Source organism: Brevundimonas sp. SPF441 (assembly GCF_009661015.1).
In the GTDB taxonomy this organism is placed as follows: Bacteria; Pseudomonadota; Alphaproteobacteria; order Caulobacterales; family Caulobacteraceae; genus Brevundimonas; species Brevundimonas vesicularis.
In genome coordinates this window covers 92,229-109,237 of the sequence record NZ_WJWX01000002.1, presented here as the reverse complement: position 1 = coordinate 109,237, position 17,009 = coordinate 92,229, and the positions used below count along the sequence as shown (strand labels likewise).

Annotated in this window: 16 protein-coding genes; 8 read left to right on the top strand and 8 right to left on the bottom strand. The window is 66.3% G+C overall.

Features of this window, described 5'->3' with window-relative positions:
* Window positions 1-127: 127 nt before the first annotated feature.
* The 3 genes from GGC30_RS02160 to GGC30_RS02150 all read right to left on the bottom strand — a co-directional run bounded on the left by GGC30_RS02160 (window position 128) and on the right by GGC30_RS02150 (window position 2,574).
* Entirely contained in the window at window positions 128-388 is a 261-nt protein-coding gene (locus GGC30_RS02160; RefSeq protein WP_153922503.1) for a hypothetical protein, read from the bottom strand.
* A gap of 2 nt (window positions 389-390) precedes the next feature.
* Window positions 391-2,001, bottom strand: a complete 1,611-nt coding sequence (locus GGC30_RS16685; RefSeq protein ID WP_153922501.1) for a globin-coupled sensor protein — start codon at window positions 1,999-2,001, stop codon at window positions 391-393.
* 114 nt (window positions 2,002-2,115) lie between these two features.
* Entirely contained in the window at window positions 2,116-2,574 is a 459-nt protein-coding gene (locus GGC30_RS02150; RefSeq protein ID WP_194943504.1) for a MarR family winged helix-turn-helix transcriptional regulator, read from the bottom strand.
* A gap of 249 nt (window positions 2,575-2,823) precedes the next feature.
* On the opposite strand from GGC30_RS02150, the gene GGC30_RS02145 reads away from it, so the two are divergent.
* Complete coding sequence (locus GGC30_RS02145) at window positions 2,824-4,374, top strand: ATP-binding protein (protein ID WP_194943503.1); 1,551 nt, start codon at window positions 2,824-2,826, stop codon at window positions 4,372-4,374.
* 28 nt (window positions 4,375-4,402) lie between these two features.
* Here GGC30_RS02145 and GGC30_RS02140 read toward each other — a convergent pair whose 3' ends face one another.
* Window positions 4,403-4,900, bottom strand: coding sequence for a hypothetical protein (locus GGC30_RS02140; protein ID WP_153922495.1), 498 nt, complete (start codon window positions 4,898-4,900; stop codon window positions 4,403-4,405).
* A gap of 143 nt (window positions 4,901-5,043) precedes the next feature.
* Between GGC30_RS02140 and GGC30_RS02135 the strand changes: the two genes are divergently transcribed.
* From GGC30_RS02135 to GGC30_RS02115, 5 genes are all read left to right on the top strand, one after another.
* On the top strand, window positions 5,044-5,541 hold the full coding sequence (locus tag GGC30_RS02135) for a GAF domain-containing protein (RefSeq protein WP_153922493.1): 498 nt from the start codon (window positions 5,044-5,046) through the stop codon (window positions 5,539-5,541).
* A gap of 60 nt (window positions 5,542-5,601) precedes the next feature.
* A complete protein-coding gene (locus tag GGC30_RS02130) occupies window positions 5,602-6,279 on the top strand; it encodes an SDR family NAD(P)-dependent oxidoreductase (RefSeq protein ID WP_153922490.1) in 678 nt (225 codons plus the stop codon).
* Window positions 6,279-7,109 carry a CoA ester lyase gene (locus GGC30_RS02125; RefSeq protein WP_153922489.1) on the top strand — a complete coding sequence of 277 codons (831 nt, stop codon included), beginning with the start codon at window positions 6,279-6,281 and terminating at the stop codon, window positions 7,107-7,109. Before GGC30_RS02130 ends, GGC30_RS02125 begins: the two co-directional genes overlap by 1 nt.
* A gap of 199 nt (window positions 7,110-7,308) precedes the next feature.
* A complete protein-coding gene (locus GGC30_RS02120; RefSeq protein ID WP_153922487.1) occupies window positions 7,309-9,363 on the top strand; it encodes a capsular polysaccharide biosynthesis protein in 2,055 nt (684 codons plus the stop codon).
* 114 nt (window positions 9,364-9,477) lie between these two features.
* Window positions 9,478-10,632, top strand: coding sequence for a beta-ketoacyl-ACP synthase III (locus GGC30_RS02115; protein ID WP_370451836.1), 1,155 nt, complete (start codon window positions 9,478-9,480; stop codon window positions 10,630-10,632).
* A 4-nt stretch (window positions 10,633-10,636) separates the two neighbouring features.
* Here the strand turns inward: GGC30_RS02115 and GGC30_RS02110 are convergent, their stop codons facing one another.
* On the bottom strand, window positions 10,637-11,098 hold the full coding sequence (locus GGC30_RS02110) for a DoxX family protein (protein WP_153922485.1): 462 nt from the start codon (window positions 11,096-11,098) through the stop codon (window positions 10,637-10,639).
* A 41-nt stretch (window positions 11,099-11,139) separates the two neighbouring features.
* Window positions 11,140-12,345, bottom strand: a complete 1,206-nt coding sequence (locus GGC30_RS02105; protein WP_153922483.1) for a M48 family metallopeptidase — start codon at window positions 12,343-12,345, stop codon at window positions 11,140-11,142.
* A 136-nt stretch (window positions 12,346-12,481) separates the two neighbouring features.
* On the opposite strand from GGC30_RS02105, the gene GGC30_RS02100 reads away from it, so the two are divergent.
* Window positions 12,482-12,751: a hypothetical protein gene (locus tag GGC30_RS02100; RefSeq protein WP_017504786.1), complete on the top strand. Its 270-nt coding sequence runs from the start codon at window positions 12,482-12,484 to the stop codon at window positions 12,749-12,751.
* A gap of 72 nt (window positions 12,752-12,823) precedes the next feature.
* Here the strand turns inward: GGC30_RS02100 and GGC30_RS02095 are convergent, their stop codons facing one another.
* The gene (locus tag GGC30_RS02095) at window positions 12,824-13,351 is read right to left on the bottom strand and encodes a porin family protein (protein WP_017504785.1); all 528 of its coding nucleotides are present in this window, start codon (window positions 13,349-13,351) and stop codon (window positions 12,824-12,826) included.
* A gap of 343 nt (window positions 13,352-13,694) precedes the next feature.
* Window positions 13,695-16,376 carry a pyruvate, phosphate dikinase gene (gene ppdK, locus GGC30_RS02090; RefSeq protein ID WP_153922481.1) on the bottom strand — a complete coding sequence of 894 codons (2,682 nt, stop codon included), beginning with the start codon at window positions 16,374-16,376 and terminating at the stop codon, window positions 13,695-13,697.
* 209 nt (window positions 16,377-16,585) lie between these two features.
* Here ppdK and GGC30_RS02085 point away from each other — a divergent pair, with 209 nt between their 5' ends.
* Window positions 16,586-16,939, top strand: a complete 354-nt coding sequence (locus GGC30_RS02085) for an endonuclease domain-containing protein (RefSeq protein WP_153922479.1) — start codon at window positions 16,586-16,588, stop codon at window positions 16,937-16,939.
* The last annotated feature ends 70 nt before the right edge of the window (window positions 16,940-17,009 follow it).

Here is a 17,009-nt window from a genome sequence, read left to right as displayed (position 1 = left end):
GGAGGCACCATCACGTGCTGAATTGATCAGCAGCCGGAAAGATTAGGTGCTTTTCACGTGGTGCTTGGGCCACTCTCGAGTGGTCCCGGCGCATTAGGCCGTCAGAACGCGGTCTAAGAAATCGGCTTCAGCCATTGTCGTTTCCGGCGCTTTGGCAGCGGTGTTCGAGCGATAGTCGGCGGACGTCGGCGGCGTTCTGAAAGACGGCGCGGCTGATGAAGGCGCCCATTTCGCGCCAGGCGCTGGATATCGTCTGAAAGGTCTGTTCGTCGGTCTGGCTGGCGGCCAGGGCTTCGTTCCAGCGCAACGTCAGCGCATTGATTTCGTCGAGCATCAAAAGCCGCCCGCAGGCCAAGGTCATCCGGTAGCTCGCGCTTCCTTCGCTCATTTTCAGAACTCCTCCCAGCCGGCCGTGCCCGCCTCCTCCACGACGGCCAGGGCGGCCGAGCCGGAGGATCGCATCGCGGTTGAGCGCGTAGGCCGGGGCGCGCTCGGCTTGCGCGGCGCCGGCGCGGCGAGGGCTCGGCTGCTCAGCGCGGTTTCGCGCGTCAGGCTGAAGCGCTGGACCAGATCCGACAGCTGACGGCTCTCAGAGGTCAGGCTATGGCTGGCCGCCGTCGACTGTTCGACCATGGCGGCGTTCTGCTGGGTCACCTGGTCCATCTGGTTGACGGCGGTGTTGACCTCTTCCAGCGCCGTCGACTGCTCGCGCGTCGAGGCCGTAATCTCGTTCATGAGCTCGTCGATTTCGGCGACGCGCTTGACGATGGACGACAGGGCGTCGCCCGTTTCCGCGACCAGGGTGACGCCGGACTTCACCTGGACGGACGAGGTGGTGATCAGCGACTTGATCTCCTTGGCCGCCTCTGCGGAGCGCTGCGCCAGGGCCCGAACCTCGGAGGCCACTACGGCGAACCCTCGCCCCGCGTCGCCCGCGCGCGCGGCCTCGACGCCCGCGTTCAAGGCCAGAAGGTTGGTTTGGAAGGCGATCTCGTCGATGACGCCGATGATCTGGTTGATCTGCGACGACGACTGTTCGATCGCGGTCATGGCTTCGACGGCGCGGCTGACCACCTCGCGCGACTGCTCGGCGGATTGACGCGAGGTTTCGACGACCGCGGCGGCGCGACTGGCGCCTTCGGCCGCCCGCTTCACCGTAGCGGTGATCTCGTCCAGCGCGGCCGCCGTTTCCTCCAGCGTGGCCGCCTGATGCTCGGTGCGCCGCGACAGGTCGTCGGCGGCTTCGCTGATTTCGGCGGCGCCCAGTTGCATGGCGCCCGTATTGCCGGCGATCTCGGCCATGGCGTCGTCCAAACGCTGCATGGCGGTGTTGAAGTCGGTCTTCAGGCGCGCGTAGCCACCGGTAAAGTCGGACGCGATGCGGGTTCGCAGATCGCCCTGCGCCAGGGCCGCCAGAGCCGCCGCCGTATCCTCCACCACCCGCGTCTGCTCGGCCTCGGCCTCTGCGCGCTTCTGGTCCGCCTCCAGGCGCTTGGTCTCGGAGGCTTCCAGATACAGCGAAATGACGAAATCCATGTCGAGCATGGCGGCCTTCACAACGCTGGCCAGTGTCGCAGACAAGGCCTTGCCGTCGTCGCGCTTCGAAAACAGCGACCGCGTCTTGGCGTGGGATGTGACGATCGCCTCGATCAGCCCTTCCAGGACCAGGGCGTAGCCGCCGATATACCAGCGCGGCTCCAGGCCGATCCGGGCGTGGGTTTGGCCGATGCGGCGCACGCCCTCGACATAGGCCGGATCAAAGGCGCCCGAGGCGATCAGGCCCCAGTGTCGCGCCTGGGCGTCCTTGGCCCCCGCGATCTGGCTTTCCGCACCGAAGAAGCGGGCCACGTCCGGCGTCGCACGAACCTGGGCGTAAAAGGCTTCAAGGCTGGGCTGAAGCGCGGCCTCGATGACGGGTCTGGCGTCAGCGAGACGAGACCTCGCGGCCTTGTCCAGCTTCAAGAAGCGAAGTCTTTGGTCCAGATTCATTGCGTCCGACATGACGGCCCCCTTGCATGGCGGTCAGTTGGACGAGGTTCGATCTAAAGGCCGGTTGAAGTCTCTTCAGCCTGTAGACTGTTTCACAGCGGAAGCATTGTTTGCGCCGGTCTGACGTCAGGTCGCGGCGTGACCGACGTCCTTTGCCATGGCCTGCAGCAGCGGGATCAGCTGGGCGGCGGTCGTCAGACCCTCGCTGGTCAACAGTCCGGCCAGACGGCCGTATTGCGACCGCCGATCTTCGAGAACGGCGCGGCCTGCCTCGGTGATTTCCAGCATGGTGACGCGCCGGTCGTTCGGATGGGGCGAACGCTTGACCAGATCGGCGCGAACCAGATGATCGACCAGACGCGACAGCGAGGCCGGCGGCGCCTGAAGCGTCGATCCGAGAGCGCATTGTTTGACGCCGCGACGGCCCTCGCCGGCGATCAGGCTCAAGGCGCGGACGGCGGCATTGCTTTGACCATCGGCGCGCAGGACGCGATCAAGCTGGCGATCGAGTTCGAGCAAGGCGGTGTCGAGCGCATACAACGCCATCGCGGGATCATCGAACGCCCGCACGGTGAACTCGTCCATCGTCCCCCGAACACCCATAGGTCTGGTGTGACAGGATTGGCCGCAACCTGCAAGATAGACGGAGGTCAACCCTTAGGGCTACCGAACTCCTAACAGCGCATCCAGAAGGAAATGATTTCGTACCGGCGCAATCCTAGATTGCCAAGCAAGCCTTTGGAAACAAAGTGGCGAGGCAACAACCGGAAAGAGCCGATGGCGTCGGTCAGAAGACATCCCGCCCACCCAGTCACGGAGACACGATCGCTGGGGATGAGCACGGGAGGCGCGCTCGATGCCGAGCTTCGAAGAGCGCTCGAAGTCGCGGCTATTCTGGTGACGACCGATCGACATGGGGTCATCACCGACTGCAACGAGAAGTTCGTGGCGGTCAGCGGCTACAGCCGAGAGGAGTTGATCGGCTCGACCCATCGGATCGTGAACTCCGGCCTGCATTCCAAGGCCTTCTTCCAGGATCTGTATCGCACGATCCGCAGCGGCAAGGTGTGGACCGGCACGTTGCGGAACCGTCGCAAGGACGGCTCCCTCTACTGGGTCGACACGACCATCGTGCCGGCGCTCAGCGGTCCCGAGGGCCCGACGTCCTACACGGCCATCCGTTTCGAGGTGACCGAACATGTGCTGGCTCTGGAGGCCCTTTCGGAAGCGCGGCTCGTCGCCGAACGCGCCGCCGCGCTGCGCGATACCTTCCTCGCGACGATGAGCCATGAGGTTCGTACGCCGTTGAACGGCGTCCTGGGCCTGGCGCAGTCCCTGTCAGGCGCCGACCTGTCCGACGATGCCCGTCAAAAGGTCGATCTGATCATCAAGTCCGGCGAGACGTTGAGGCGCATCCTGGACGATGTGCTGGACCTGTCCAAAATCCAGGCCGGCGAGATGAACCTTGTCGACGAACCCTTTGCGCCGTCCGACACCATCTCCGGCGCGGTCGATCTGATGCGGCCGCTGGCAAGCGAAAAGGGACTTGAGCTGATCTCCCGGTTCGACGGTCTTCCAGCCCATCTCATAGGCGACGGGGCCCGCCTGCGTCAGATCGTGCTGAACCTGGTCTCCAACGCCATCAAGTTCACTGCGGTCGGCCAGGTGCTGGTCGATGCGCGCTACTCGAAGCCGTCCAGGCGCCTTCGCATCCGCGTCGCCGATACCGGCATGGGCTTTGATCGATCGACGGCCAAACTGCTGTTCTCGCCGTTCAGCCAGGCCGACGATTCCATCTCGCGGCGGTTCGGCGGCACGGGCCTTGGCCTCTCCATCAGTCGTCGTCTGGCGGAGCTGATGAGCGGCGGCGTCAGGGTGCGTTCAAAGCCCGGTCGGGGAACGCTCTTCGTTCTCGACCTGCCGATGGATCCCAGTGGCGAGATCACCCGCGAAAGCGAAAGCCATGTGGAGGCGCTGGATCGACTCTATGGCGCGCGGATTCTCTTGGCGGAGGACAATCTCGTCAACCAGCAGGTCGTCCAGGCGCTTCTCAGCGGCTTCGGCTGTCAGATCGATGTCGCCGAAAACGGCCAGGAAGCCGTCGATCTGTGGTCGGCGCACGCCTACGACCTGATCATGATGGACATGCAGATGCCGGTCATGGACGGCGTCGAGGCCATCCGCAGCATCCGCAGAGGCGAACAGCAGCGCGAGATCAACAGGCTCCCGATCGCCATGCTGACGGCCAACGCCTCGTCCAACCATCGCGATCTGGCCTCACGCGCCGGCGCCGACGTCGTCATCCCCAAGCCGCTGTCCGCCGATCATCTGATCTTCGAATCCGCCCGCCTCCTCAACAACGCCGCCCGCTGTCACTGGATATGAAGGCGGGCCACGGGCTTCGAAACGAGGGTCACCGCACGCAGATGCGCGCGCGGTCATTCGTCCAGCAGTAGCCGTCCAGGCGGACCGTTCCAAGCGGATCGCCGGCCTTGTCGTCGTCGGGGTCGGCGTTCCAGGTGGCGTCGGCCGAGCCGTCGGCCATCAGGACGACGACGGCGAAATGTGAGTTCTTGGGCTTGCCCTCGGACCAGGCGTTCATCGTGTAGCCGCCGTCGCCGAACGGATAGACGAGGCAGGGCTCGTCGAGCAGAACCTTGCCGTCGATCGAGAGATAACAGGGCTTGCGTGACGCCGCCGGCGTTGCTGACGCTGACGACGAGGTCGCAGGGTTCGTGTTGATTTTCGCCGGTTCCGGAGGCGGTGCTGTCGGCTCTGGCGCGGACGGCGCGGGGGTCTGCGTCGCGTCAGCTGGCCCAGGCGCGCCGGCGTCCTGACCGCAGGCGGCCGCGGCGGCCGACAGCATCAGGGCGGCGATCAGGCTGAGCGATCGTGAAAGGGTTGATGTCACGCGAGCCTCCGTCGTTGTCTCCCAGAGCCAACACAGGGGCGTACGGAAGCGTTCCCGGCGAAGCGGCGGCGAATGACGGTGCCCCTCCCCTTCGGCCGAGCGCTCGCCTATATCGCCAGCCTGTCCTGCTCCGGAGTTTTTCCATGGCCTATGTCGCCCGCAACGATCGTCCCGCCGACAAGGCGGCGCGCTATCTGGAGGTCGAGGCGGAAGTCCTGGCCGTGCTGGACGGCGAGCCGAATGTAACGGCGCGAATGGCGACGGTGGCCTCGATGCTGGCGGATGCGTTCGAGCACTATTTCTGGACCGGCTTCTATGTCGTGGCGCCGGAAAAGGAGGATGAACTGGTGGTCGGGCCGTATCAGGGAACGCTGGGGTGCCTGCGCATCGCGTTCGGGCGCGGAGTGTGCGGCGCGGCCGCAGCGACGGGCCAGACGCAGTTGATCGAGGATGTGCACGCCTTCCCCGGCCATATCGCCTGCGACAGCCGTTCGGCCAGCGAGATCGTGGTGCCGGTGCGCGACGCTTCGGGTGCCCTGATCGCGGTGTTCGACGTGGATGCGACGACGCCGGCCGCCTTCGATACGGACGATCAGGAGGCGCTGGAGCGGTTGATGGCGAAGGTGTTCGCCGACGCTTGATTGGGGCCGGTTGATCCGGCCGCAGCCGGCTCTATGGTCCCCGGCGACATGGAGGATCGGATGATGCAGCGGACAGTCGCAATCACGGGCGGACACGGCGTCCTGGGCCGGGCGGTGCTGGAGGCGGCGCTGAAAGGCGGCTGGCAGGTCGCGGTCATCGACCATGCCTCAGGCCATGCCGTGCCCGACGGCGTGCTGGAGGTCGGCGGGGTCGATCTGACGGACGCCAGCCAGGCGCAGAAGGCCGTCGACGCCGTGATCGCGCGGTTCGGGCGGCTGGACGCCCTGCTGAACATCGCCGGCGGCTTCGTCTGGCAGACGACCGACGATGCGGATCCGGCGTGGGACCGGATGCATGCGCTGAACGTCACCACCGCCCTGAACGCCAGCCGCGCGGCGCTGGATGCGCTGAAGGCCTCGCCCGAGGGTCGGATGGTCAATGTCGGCTCGGCCGCCGCGCTGAAGGCCGGGACCGGCATGGGGGCCTATGGGGCGGCCAAGGCCGGGGTCCACGCCCTGACCCAGGCGCTGGCCGAGGAGTTGAAGACCACAAAGGTGACGGTCAACGCCGTCCTGCCGTCGATCATCGACACGCCGACGAACCGCAAGGATATGCCCGACGCCGATCCGGCGACCTGGGTCGCGCCGGCCGATCTGGCGGCGGTGATCCTGTTCCTGGCCTCGCCTGAGAGCCGGGCCATGACCGGCGCCTTGATCCCCGTGACGGGCCGCGTCTGATGCGCAGCGACCGGGTCCGCAGCGTCCTTTATCTGCCCGCCTCCAATGCGCGGGCGATCGAGAAGGCGCGGATGCTGGATTGCGACGTCGCCGTGCTGGACCTGGAAGACGCCGTGGCGCCCGAGGCCAAGGCTGACGCCCGCGACGCCGCCGTCGCGGCGGTTCGGGCTGGCGGGTTCGGGCCGTGCCTGGGCGTGCGGATCAACGGGCTGGAGACCGACTGGGGGCTGGACGACCTGGTGGCGATGAAGGCGGCGGGGGCCACATTGGTCGTCGCGCCCAAGGTGGAGACGCCCCAGGCCGTGCACGCCCTGTCCGCCGGCTTGGCCAAGGGTTGCGCCCTGTGGGCCATGATCGAGACGCCGCGCGCCTTGATGGCCCTGGCCGACATCGCCACGGCGGACGGGGCGCTGGACGGGCTGATGCTGGGGGTCAACGACCTGGCCAAGGCGTTGGGGACCGGGGCGTCGCCGGATCGCGAGCCGTTCAAGCCGTGGCTGGCGATGCTGGTCGCCGCCGCGCGGGCCAATGGCTTGCTGGCCATCGACGGAGTGTTCAACCGGATCGAGGATGCCGAAGGCCTGGCGGCCGAGGCACTGCAGGGACGACTGTATGGGTTCGACGGCAAGAGCCTGATCCACCCGTCGCAGATCGCGGCCGCCAACGCCGCCTTCTCGCCGTCCGAAGCCGAGATCGCCGATGCGCGAGCGATCGTCGCCGCCTTCGACGCGCCAGACGCCGAGGGGCGGGGCGCGATCCGCGTGAACGGGGCGATGGTCGAACGGCTGCATCTGGAGCAGGCGAAGGCCCTGCTGGCGCGGGCGGACTAGCCTGTATCCTCCCCACTTGTGGGGAGGGGGACCGCGAAGCGGTGGAGGGGCTCTGGAAGTCCTACAGACGCCTGTGATGATTTGAAGAGCCCCTCCGTCTCTCGCTGCGCTTCGAGCCACCTCCCCATGAAATGGGGAGGAGACTGGCGGGTGTGACGCAACCGCCGTAAAGCTCGCGTTGAACCTCAGCGGACCCGCCTTGCCCCTACCCTCCGACACGCCTTCGAAAATTCCGGCCTGGGTGTGCGCGCCCGGCGTGCTGAAGGTCCCGTTCCTCGACGTTTTTCTGGCCGACTATGACCTGCGTCGCCTGCCCGGCGAGGACGTGCAGGCGGCGCTGGGCTGGGGGATGAAGCCGACGGCGGCGGCGGGGCGACGGTGGGCGCAGAAGAACGGGCGGCCCTATGTGGCGCTGGAGGACGGGTTCCTAAGATCGGTCGGGATCGGCGAGGCGGGGGCGACCAGCCTGAGCCTCATCGTCGACGATCTGGGCGTCTATTATGATGCGACGCGGCCCAGTCGGTTGGAGCATCTGATCCAGACGGCCGACGACTGGTGCGACGCCGCCATGACCGTGCGGGCGCGCGGGTTGATCGACCGGATCGTGGCGTCTGGCGTGTCCAAGACCAATATGGGCGGGCCGCTGGATCCGGGCCTGCTGAAACCCGGTCGGCGTGTGCTGATCGTGGACCAGACGTTTGGAGACGCCTCAATCGCCTGTGGCCTCGCGACGGCCCAGAGCTTCGATGAGATGATCGCCGCCGCGCGGCGCGACGAGCCGGACGCCCAGTTGATCGTCAAACGCCATCCGGCGGTGGCGGCGGGCAAGAAGCGCGGCTGCGTGACGGACCTGACGGGCGTCACTCTGGTCGATACGGATGTACGGCCCGCCGACCTGCTGGCGGCGGTGGATGCGGTCTATTGCGTCACCTCGGCGCTGGGCTTCGAGGCGCTGTTGCGCGGCCTGCCGGTGCGGTGTTTCGGTGCGCCCTTCTATTCCGGCTGGGGTCTGACGACCGATGCGGTCCAGACGGGGCGGCGCGGCGTCGCGCGGTCGATCGAACAGGTCGCCGCCGCCGCCCTGATCGCCTACAGCCGCTATGTCGATCCCGTCACCGGCGAACGGTGCGAGGCCGAACAGGCGCTGGAGCGATTGATCGCGTTGCGCGACCGGGCCGACCGACTGGCGGGCTTTTGGTCGGCAGTCGGGTTCGCCCCCGCCAAGCGTCCGCCGGTGCGCCGCCTGCTGAACTCGCCCAAGGCGACGATGCGTTATTTCATGTCGCCGTCGCGCGCCGCCGCCCATGCGACCGCCACCAACGGCCGACTGATCTGGTGGGCGGGCAAGGAGAGCGAGGCGACGCGTCAGGCGGCGGCTGCATTTGACGGCCCGACCGTGCGGATGGAAGACGGCTTTATCCGTTCGCGGGGCTTGGGGTCCGACTTCGTCGGCGCCCTGTCGGTCGCCCTGGACGATCAGGGCGTCTATTACGATCCGTCGCGGCCTTCGCGGCTGGAAACCCTGATCGAGACCTCGGACCTGTCGCCGGTTCAGCTGGCGCGGGCCGCCGCCCTGCGGACGCGCGTGGTCGATGCCGGCCTGTCGAAATACAATCTGCGGGGTCAGGCGCCGACGGACTGGCCCGCCGATCGTGACATCCTGCTGGTCGTCGGTCAGGTCGAGAACGACAAGTCGATCCTGCTGGGCTGTGCGCCGGATCTGAACACCAATTCGGCCCTGGTGGAGGCGGCGCGGCGCGACCATCCGGACGCCTTTCTGGTCTATCGCAATCACCCCGACGTGCTGGCGGGTAACCGGCCCGGGCGGCTGGACGCCGGGGCCATGGCCTCGGTCGATGCTGTGGGCGACGGGCTGGATATCATCGACTGTCTGAACGCCTGTCGCCGGGTGGCGACCCTGACCTCTCTGACCGGGTTTGAGGCCCTGATGCGGGGCAAGGCGGTGTCGGTCTATGGCCGGCCCTTCTATGCCGGATGGGGGCTGACCGACGACCGGCTAACGTTCGAGCGCCGCAGCCGCCGCGCCGGCGTCGATCACTTGGTCCACGCCGCCCTGATCGCCTATCCCCTCTATGTCACGCCCGAGGGCTGGCCCTGCGAGGCCGAGGATCTGGTGGACCGGCTGATCGCCGCGCGCGACCAGCCGACGCCCAAGGCGCCGCGCGGCCAGGTGCAGCGCTGGGCCGCCGGCATCATCGCCAGTCTCGACCGCAAGCCGCCGCCGTCCTATTGACGCGTTCTGATAGGAAACGGACTGTCATCAAGCAGCAAGGTCCCGCGGGCCGAGCGATAGGAACACACTCCTCAAGCAGCGAGACGCCGCGCGTCGAGCGATAGGAACAAACAAGTGTCGAATGCAGTGATCGCCGCCACCGGCCTCTTCACCCCCGAACAGTCGGTCTCGAACGCCGAACTGGTCGACAGCTACAACGCCTGGGCCGACGGCTGGAACGCCCGCCACGCCGCCCAGATCGAGGCCGGCGAGCTGGAGGCCAAGTCGCACTCCTCGCCCGAGTTCATCGAGAAGGCGTCGGGCATCAAGAGCCGGTTCGTGCTGGACAAGGCCGGGATCATCGACCCCGAGCGGATGGCGCCGAACCTGGCCGAACGCTCCAATGACGAAATCTCGATCCTGGCCGAGATGGCGGTCAAGGCGGCGCGTCAGGCGATCGAGGCGTGGGGCAAGCCGGTCTCGGAAATCGGCGCCGTCCTGTGCGCCGCGTCGAACATGCAGCGCGCCTATCCGGCCATGGCCATCGAAGTGCAGCAGGCGCTGGGCATCGAGGGCTTCGCCTTCGACATGAATGTGGCGTGCAGCTCGGCGACCTTCGGCATCAAGACGGCGGCGGATTTCATCGCGGGCGGCTCGGTCAAGGCGGTGCTGATGGTCAATCCGGAGGTTTGTTCGGCCCATCTGAACTTCACCGACCGCGACAGCCACTTCATCTTCGGCGACGTGGCGACGGCGGTGATCGTGGAGTCGTCGGATACGGCGGGACCGGGCGGCTGGGACGTCCTGGGCACGCGGCTGAAGACGACCTTCTCGAACAACATCCGCAACAACTTCGGCTTCCTGAACCGCAACGCGCGCGACACCGCGCATCTGGACAGCCCGGAGGCCGACGACAGCGTCCAGAACGACAAGCTGTTCATCCAGCAGGGCCGCAAGGTCTTCCGCGACGTGGTGCCGATGGTGTCGGACATGATCGTGGATCACGCCAGCGAACTGGGCCTGGATCCGCATGATCTGAAGCGCCTGTGGCTGCACCAGGCCAACATCAACATGAACACGATGATCGGCAAGAAGGTGCTGGGTCGCGAGCCCTCGGCGGATGAGAACGTCATCATCTTGGACGAATACGCCAACACCTCCTCGGCGGGGTCGATCATCGCCTTCCACCTGCACAACGACGGGTTCGAGGCGGGCGATACGGGGCTGATCTGCAGCTTCGGCGCCGGCTATTCGGCCGGGACAGTCTTCGTCAGGAAGCGTGCCGCCTGAAGCCCTAAAGCCGGGGCAGGAACAGGACGAAGTCCAAGCTCCACAGCCCCGGTCCATTGGCGATCAGCCAGACCAGGATGACCATCAGCAGGGTCTCGGGCAGGTCGAAATAGCTGGAGAGGCGATAGCCGAGGCTGGTCCCCTCCACCGACTTTGACGCCACGGTCACCAAGGCGACCAGGCTGATGATCAGCAGCACCAGGGCCGCCAGGCTGGTGAACAGGCCCATGATCAGCAGGGCGCCGAAGGCGAACTCGCACACCGAGACGAACTTGGCGGTCTGACGCGGCGCGGCGATGCCGGCCTCGACCATCGTCTTCTGCATCTTTTCGGCCTGGGCCGGGGTGAACAGCTTGTAGAAGCCGGACAGGAAGAACATTCCCCCGACCACGACCCGCGCGATCAGAGGCGCGATGTCCATCAGGGCCGGAACGCCCAGGCCGAGGCCGCGATAGAGATCGATCATGGGGCGAAGGCTCCGCTTGGAATGGCGAAGCCTTCAATGCCCTAGCGACGCGTCGGTTGCCCTGCCGAGGCTTGGGCGGGATGCGTCGCCTTCCATTCCATAGCGCGGCGGATGCGGTTCTCCACGCTGGGGTGATCGTAGAACAGGAACTCCTCGATCGCCGACGGCGATGGCGCGCGGTATTCAGCGGTCTTGATCAGGGCCTTGGACAGGCCGTCCGGCGCATTGGCGTGAACCAGCGAGAAGTGGTCGGCGTCCTCCTCCATCGTGCGGGTCATGGTGGCGAAGACCGGGGTGCCCAGCACGCCCAGGAAGGCCAGCACCAAGGCCAGGACCGGCAAACCCGCAGGGTCGGAGATATCGCCCACACGATCCGCCCTCAAAAGACGATGCGCTACGGGATAGAGCCGGTCGGTCAGCCAAAATGCCAGCACCGACAGGAGGACCAGAATGCCGACGGTCCAGAGAATGTGCGCCCGGACATAGTGGCCCATCTCGTGGCCGACCACGCCGCGCACCTCGGCCAGGTCCGCGCCCTGTTTAAACATGGTGTCGCTCATCGCCACCCGCGCCGTGCCGAACAGGCCCGAGACATTGGCGGTGTAGCGATCGGACTGTTTGGAGCCGTTGTAGATGAAGATCTTGTCCGACGGCGTGCCGGTCTGTTTGGCGAGGGTCACGACGGCGTCGCGCACCGGCCCGTTCGGCGCGGGCGTATAGGTGTTGAAGATCGGCTCGATCACCAGGGGCGCGAGCACCAGGCCGATGACGATGAAGGCCGCCGTCACGCCGGCCGCCCAGGCCCACCAGAACCGACGCGCGCGCCGGATCAGGGCATAGATCGCCACGAGCAGCAGCGAGGTCGCCACGACCGAAATCGCTGCGCCGATCACAGCCTCGCCCAGCCAGCCGCCCAGGGCCTGGCTGGTCAGTCCATAATGTTTCTCTCGCCACCAGCCCTGATAGATCGCCCACGGCAGGGTCAGCGCCCAGCTCGTGCCCGAATAGACCAGGGCGACGGCGAAACTGGCCAGGATCGGCCGACGACGGCGACGTTCGATCCGGCTGCGGATCGCGACCAGCAGGCCGGTACGCACGATGATCCAGGCGACCAGGGCCGAGACCAGGAAGCTCCACAGGATCAGCCAATGCGAACCGTGGGTATAGGCGATGGCCCGGGCCGTTTCCTGGGGCGACAAGGTCGCCAGCCATTGGGCCGTAGCGGCCGCCGGATCGAAATTCGTCATGGTTTTCTCCCTTGAGAGAACCAAACCGCGCGACCCGCGTTATGTCAGGTTAATTCGCATCCATGATGATTCTCGCCCGGCCACGCTTGAATCTTTCACGACTTTTTGTCACGCATTCTCCTGTCGAGAACAGGGGATGTCCCAGATGGCTCACAAGACGCCCAAGCAGGTCCTGGAAAGCTTGGCTCATGATATCGCCACCGTGTTGAAGAGCATGGGTGGCTCGGCGCACCAGAACATGGTGGTCGATTGCGTGGCGGCGATGAAGCGCCAGCGCGGCGAGGCGGTCAACCCGCCCGATCTTCGACAAAAGATCATCGAGACCTTTGAATACTATCGCGACTGGTTCGTTCGCCCGTTCGGCGAAGGCTCGCAGCGTTGGGCCCTGGCTGGCGACTTCGGCTGATTTCGCTGTCCTGAACGAAAAAGGCGCGCTCCCTGCGGAGCGCGCCTTCGTCGTTAGGACTGATCGATCAGATCAGAAGCGACGGATGTAGCTGACCGAATAGGCGTCGGCTTCACCACCGTTGTCGCGGTAGTCGCGACGGGTCCAGTCGGCGCGCACGCCGTTGACGCCGTCGAGGTAGTAGTTGGCGCCGGCGCCGTAGTTCCAGCTGTCGCCGCCCACGTCGGTGTTGGCGCCCGGGAACTCCTGCTTCAGCTCGGTGTGGCCGTAGCCGCCGCGTGCGAACAGTTCCAGCTTGTCAGAGACCGGCACCTTGCCGACCACGTAACCGGCGGCGTCCCACTCGTGTTTGATCTCGCCATCGACGCCCGCGACGGTGAAGTCGTCATGCTTCACGCCGACCGAGGCTTCGGTTTCCACAGCGATGTAACGGTTGAGGTTGACGCCAAGACGACCGGTGACAGCGCCCGTCGTTGCATTGTCGCCTTCAAGATGAGTGTAGCCCAGCGAGCCGTAACCACGCGGCTCAGGATTGGTTTGAGCAAAGGCCGGAGCGGCGATTGCGGAAACGGCGACAGCAGCGAGAAGAATGTTACGCATTGTTTCTTATTAACTCCTAGATGTGATGACCGAGCCGATCATCAGCCCCATCCAGCGAGTGCTTAAATAGGTCACAGCGTCATCTGTTCCAGGGGCGCGAAAACACGCCGAATGCATGTGGACGCCGGGACACATACAGCGTTCCGCCAAGATCGGCGACTTTGTGGCGCCGCAGCAAAAAGGGCGGCCTCGATCGAGACCGCCCTTTCATCTTGCTATCCGTCATCCTCGGGCTCGACCCGAGGATCGGACATCAGACAGACTGTGCGTCGCCGTCATAGCACCAGCGGCGGAACCGCCGGTCCTCGGGTCAAGCCCGAGGATGACGGGTCTTGGGTAGCTTTTAGCGGTCCTTCTCGCGCTCCACGTTCAGCGCGGCCTGGGCCGCCGCCAGCCGGGCGATCGGCACGCGGTAGGGCGAGCAGGAGACGTAATCCAGCCCGGCCTGTTCGCAGAAGGCGATCGACGACGGGTCGCCGCCATGTTCGCCGCAGATGCCCAGCTTGACCTCGGGCCGGACCTTGCGCCCGCGCTCGGCGGCGATCTCGATCAGGCCGCCCACGCCGTCTTGGTCCAGACGCACGAACGGATCGGTTTCGAAGATGCCCTTGTCCAGATAGGCCTGCAGGAACCGGCCGGAATCGTCGCGCGAAATGCCGAACGTCGTCTGGGTCAGGTCGTTGGTGCCGAAGCTGAAGAACTGGGCGTATTCGGCGAGGTCGCCTGCACGGATGGCGGCGCGCGGCAGTTCGATCATCGTGCCGACCAAGTAGTCGAGGCTCTGGCCCGTCTCCTCGAACACGGCCTTGGCCGTGCGGTCGGTCAGCTCGCGCAGATATTTCATCTCCAGGCCCAGGGCGACCAGGGGGTGCATGATCTCCGGCAGGGGCGCGGCGCCCGACTTCTGCTTGACCTCCAGCGCCGCCTCGATGATGGCGCGGACCTGCATCTCGTAGATTTCGGGATAGGCGACGCCCAGCCGGCAGCCGCGGTGGCCCAGCATCGGGTTGGTCTCGTGCAGTTCCTTGGCGCGGCGCTTCAGCTTTTCGGCGTCAATGCCGGACGAGGCGGCCAGGGCGTCGATGTCTTCCTCGGTGTGGGGAATGAACTCGTGCAGCGGCGGGTCCAGCAGGCGCACCGTCACCGGAAGGCCGGCCATGATCTCGAACAGTTCGACGAAGTCCGACTTCTGGAACGGCGCAATCTTGGCCAAGGCCGCGCGACGGCCCTTCTCGTCGTCGGCCAGGATCATCTCGCGCACGGCGGCGATCCGGGTGTCGTCGAAGAACATATGCTCGGTGCGGCACAGGCCGATGCCCTCGGCGCCGAAGCCGCGCGCGGTCTTGGCGTCCAGCGGGGTCTCGGCGTTGGCGCGGACCTTCAGGCGGCGCACCTTGTCGGCCCAACCCATCAGGGTCTGGAAGTCGCCGGTCAGTTCCGGCTCGATCATCGGCACGGCGCCGTCCAGCACTTCGCCCTTGGAGCCGTCGATGGTGATGACCTCGCCAGCCTTGAAGGTGCGGCCGCGCGCGGTGAAGACACCCTTGGCCTCGTCGATATGGATCTCGCCGGCGCCGGAGACGCAGGCCCGCCCCATGCCGCGCGCCACGACGGCGGCGTGGCTGGTCATGCCGCCGCGGGCGGTGACGATGCCGCGCGCCGCATGCATGCCGTGGATGTCCTCGGGGCTCGTCTCTTCGCGCACCAGGATGACCGCCTCGCCCAGACCCGACATGCGCTCGGCCTCGTCGGCGTCGAAGACGATCTTGCCGGTCGCGGCGCCGGGCGAGGCCGGCAGGCCGGCGGCGACCACGGTGCGCGCCGCATCGGGGTCCAGCGTCGGGTGCAGCAGCTGGTCCAGCGCCGACGGCTCGACCCGGCTGATGGCCTCTTCCTGAGAGATCACGCCCTCGGCGGCGAGGTCCACGGCGACCTTCAGCGCCGACTTGGCGGTGCGCTTGCCGTTGCGGGTCTGCAGCATCCACAGACGGCCCTGTTCGACCGTGAACTCGATGTCCTGCATGTCGCGGTAGTGGCTTTCCAGCTTGCCGACGACATCGACGAACTGGGCGAAGACCTCGGGCATGGCCTCTTCCATCGAGGGGGCGATCTCGCCCATCTCCTCGCGGCCGATCTTGGTCAGGGACTGGGGGGTGCGGATGCCCGCGACCACGTCCTCGCCCTGGGCGTTGATCAGGAACTCGCCGTACAGGCGCGCCTCGCCGGTCGAGGGGTTGCGGGTGAAGGCCACGCCGGTCGCCGAGGTCTCGCCCATGTTGCCGAACACCATCGACTGGACGTTGACCGCCGTACCCCAACTTTCGGGGATGTCATGCATGCGGCGATAGAATTTCGCCCGGTCGTTCATCCAGCTTTCGAACACGGCGCCCACGGCGCCCCACAGCTGGTCCTTGGGATCCTGCGGGAAGGCGTGACCCAGTTCGCGCTCGACCACGGCCTTGTAGTCGGCGACCACCTTCTCCCAGTCGGCGGCGGTCAGGTCGGTGTCGACCGTGACGCCCAGGCGATCCTTGTGCTGGTCCAGCACCTCTTCGAAATCGTCGTGGCTGAGGCCCAGAACCACGTTGGAATACATGGTGATGAAGCGACGATAGCTGTCGAAGGCGAAGCGGCGGTCGCCCGACAGTTTCGCCAGACCTTCGACCGTCTGGTCGTTCAGGCCCAGGTTCAACACCGTGTCCATCATGCCCGGCATCGACGCACGCGCGCCGGACCGCACCGAGACCAGCAGCGGGTTTTCGACATCGCCGAAGGTCTTGCCGACCACGCCCTCGACCTTGGCCAGGGCGGCCTGGACCTGAGCGTCCAGATCGGCCGGATAGGTCTCGTTGTTGGCGTAATAGTGGGTGCAGACCTCGGTGGTGACAGTGAAGCCCGGGGGAACCGGCAGACCCAGCGACGACATTTCCGCCAGATTGGCGCCCTTGCCGCCGAGAAGGTTCTTCATCGACGCGTCGCCGTCGGCGGAGCCTCCGCCGAAGCCGTACACCCACTGAGTCATCATGCAGTCCCTGAGCTTTTCGGATCGTCCGGCGGGTTGGCCCCGCTCGCACATGCAGCATGATCTAGCGCGTGAGAGCGGCCTTGACCATTGCGGATGTAACAATGCGTGAGGGGGTGTGCGGTTTCCTAGCGACGTGCGCGCACAACCTTGACGTCATCGTCTCCTCCCCATGAAATGGGGAGGGGGACCGCGAAGCGGTGGAGGGGTTCTTGACGCACGAAGGCTCCGTCTCGCGCGCCCGCATCCTGCGGCGCGCCCTGACCCCGCCCGAAGCCCGCCTGTGGGTCCATTTGCGCCGCCGCGCGCTGGGTGGGCTGAAATTCCGCAGTCAGCATCCGGCGGGCGTCTATGTGCTCGACTTCTATTGCGCCGAGGCGATGCTGGCGGTCGAGGTCGATGGCGAAAGCCATGAAGGCCGAGGCGAGCATGACGCACGACGCACGCGCTGGCTTGCGACCCAGGGCATTGCGGTCATCCGCGTCTCGGCCGAACAGGTGCGGGTCGACCTGGGCGACGTGCTCGATTTCATCGCCGACAGGGCGAGAGATCGAATCCGAGGCTAAGAGCCCCTCCACCGCTACGCGGTCCCCCTCCCCACAGGTGGGGAGGAGACGATGCGGCGAAGTCCCGTCT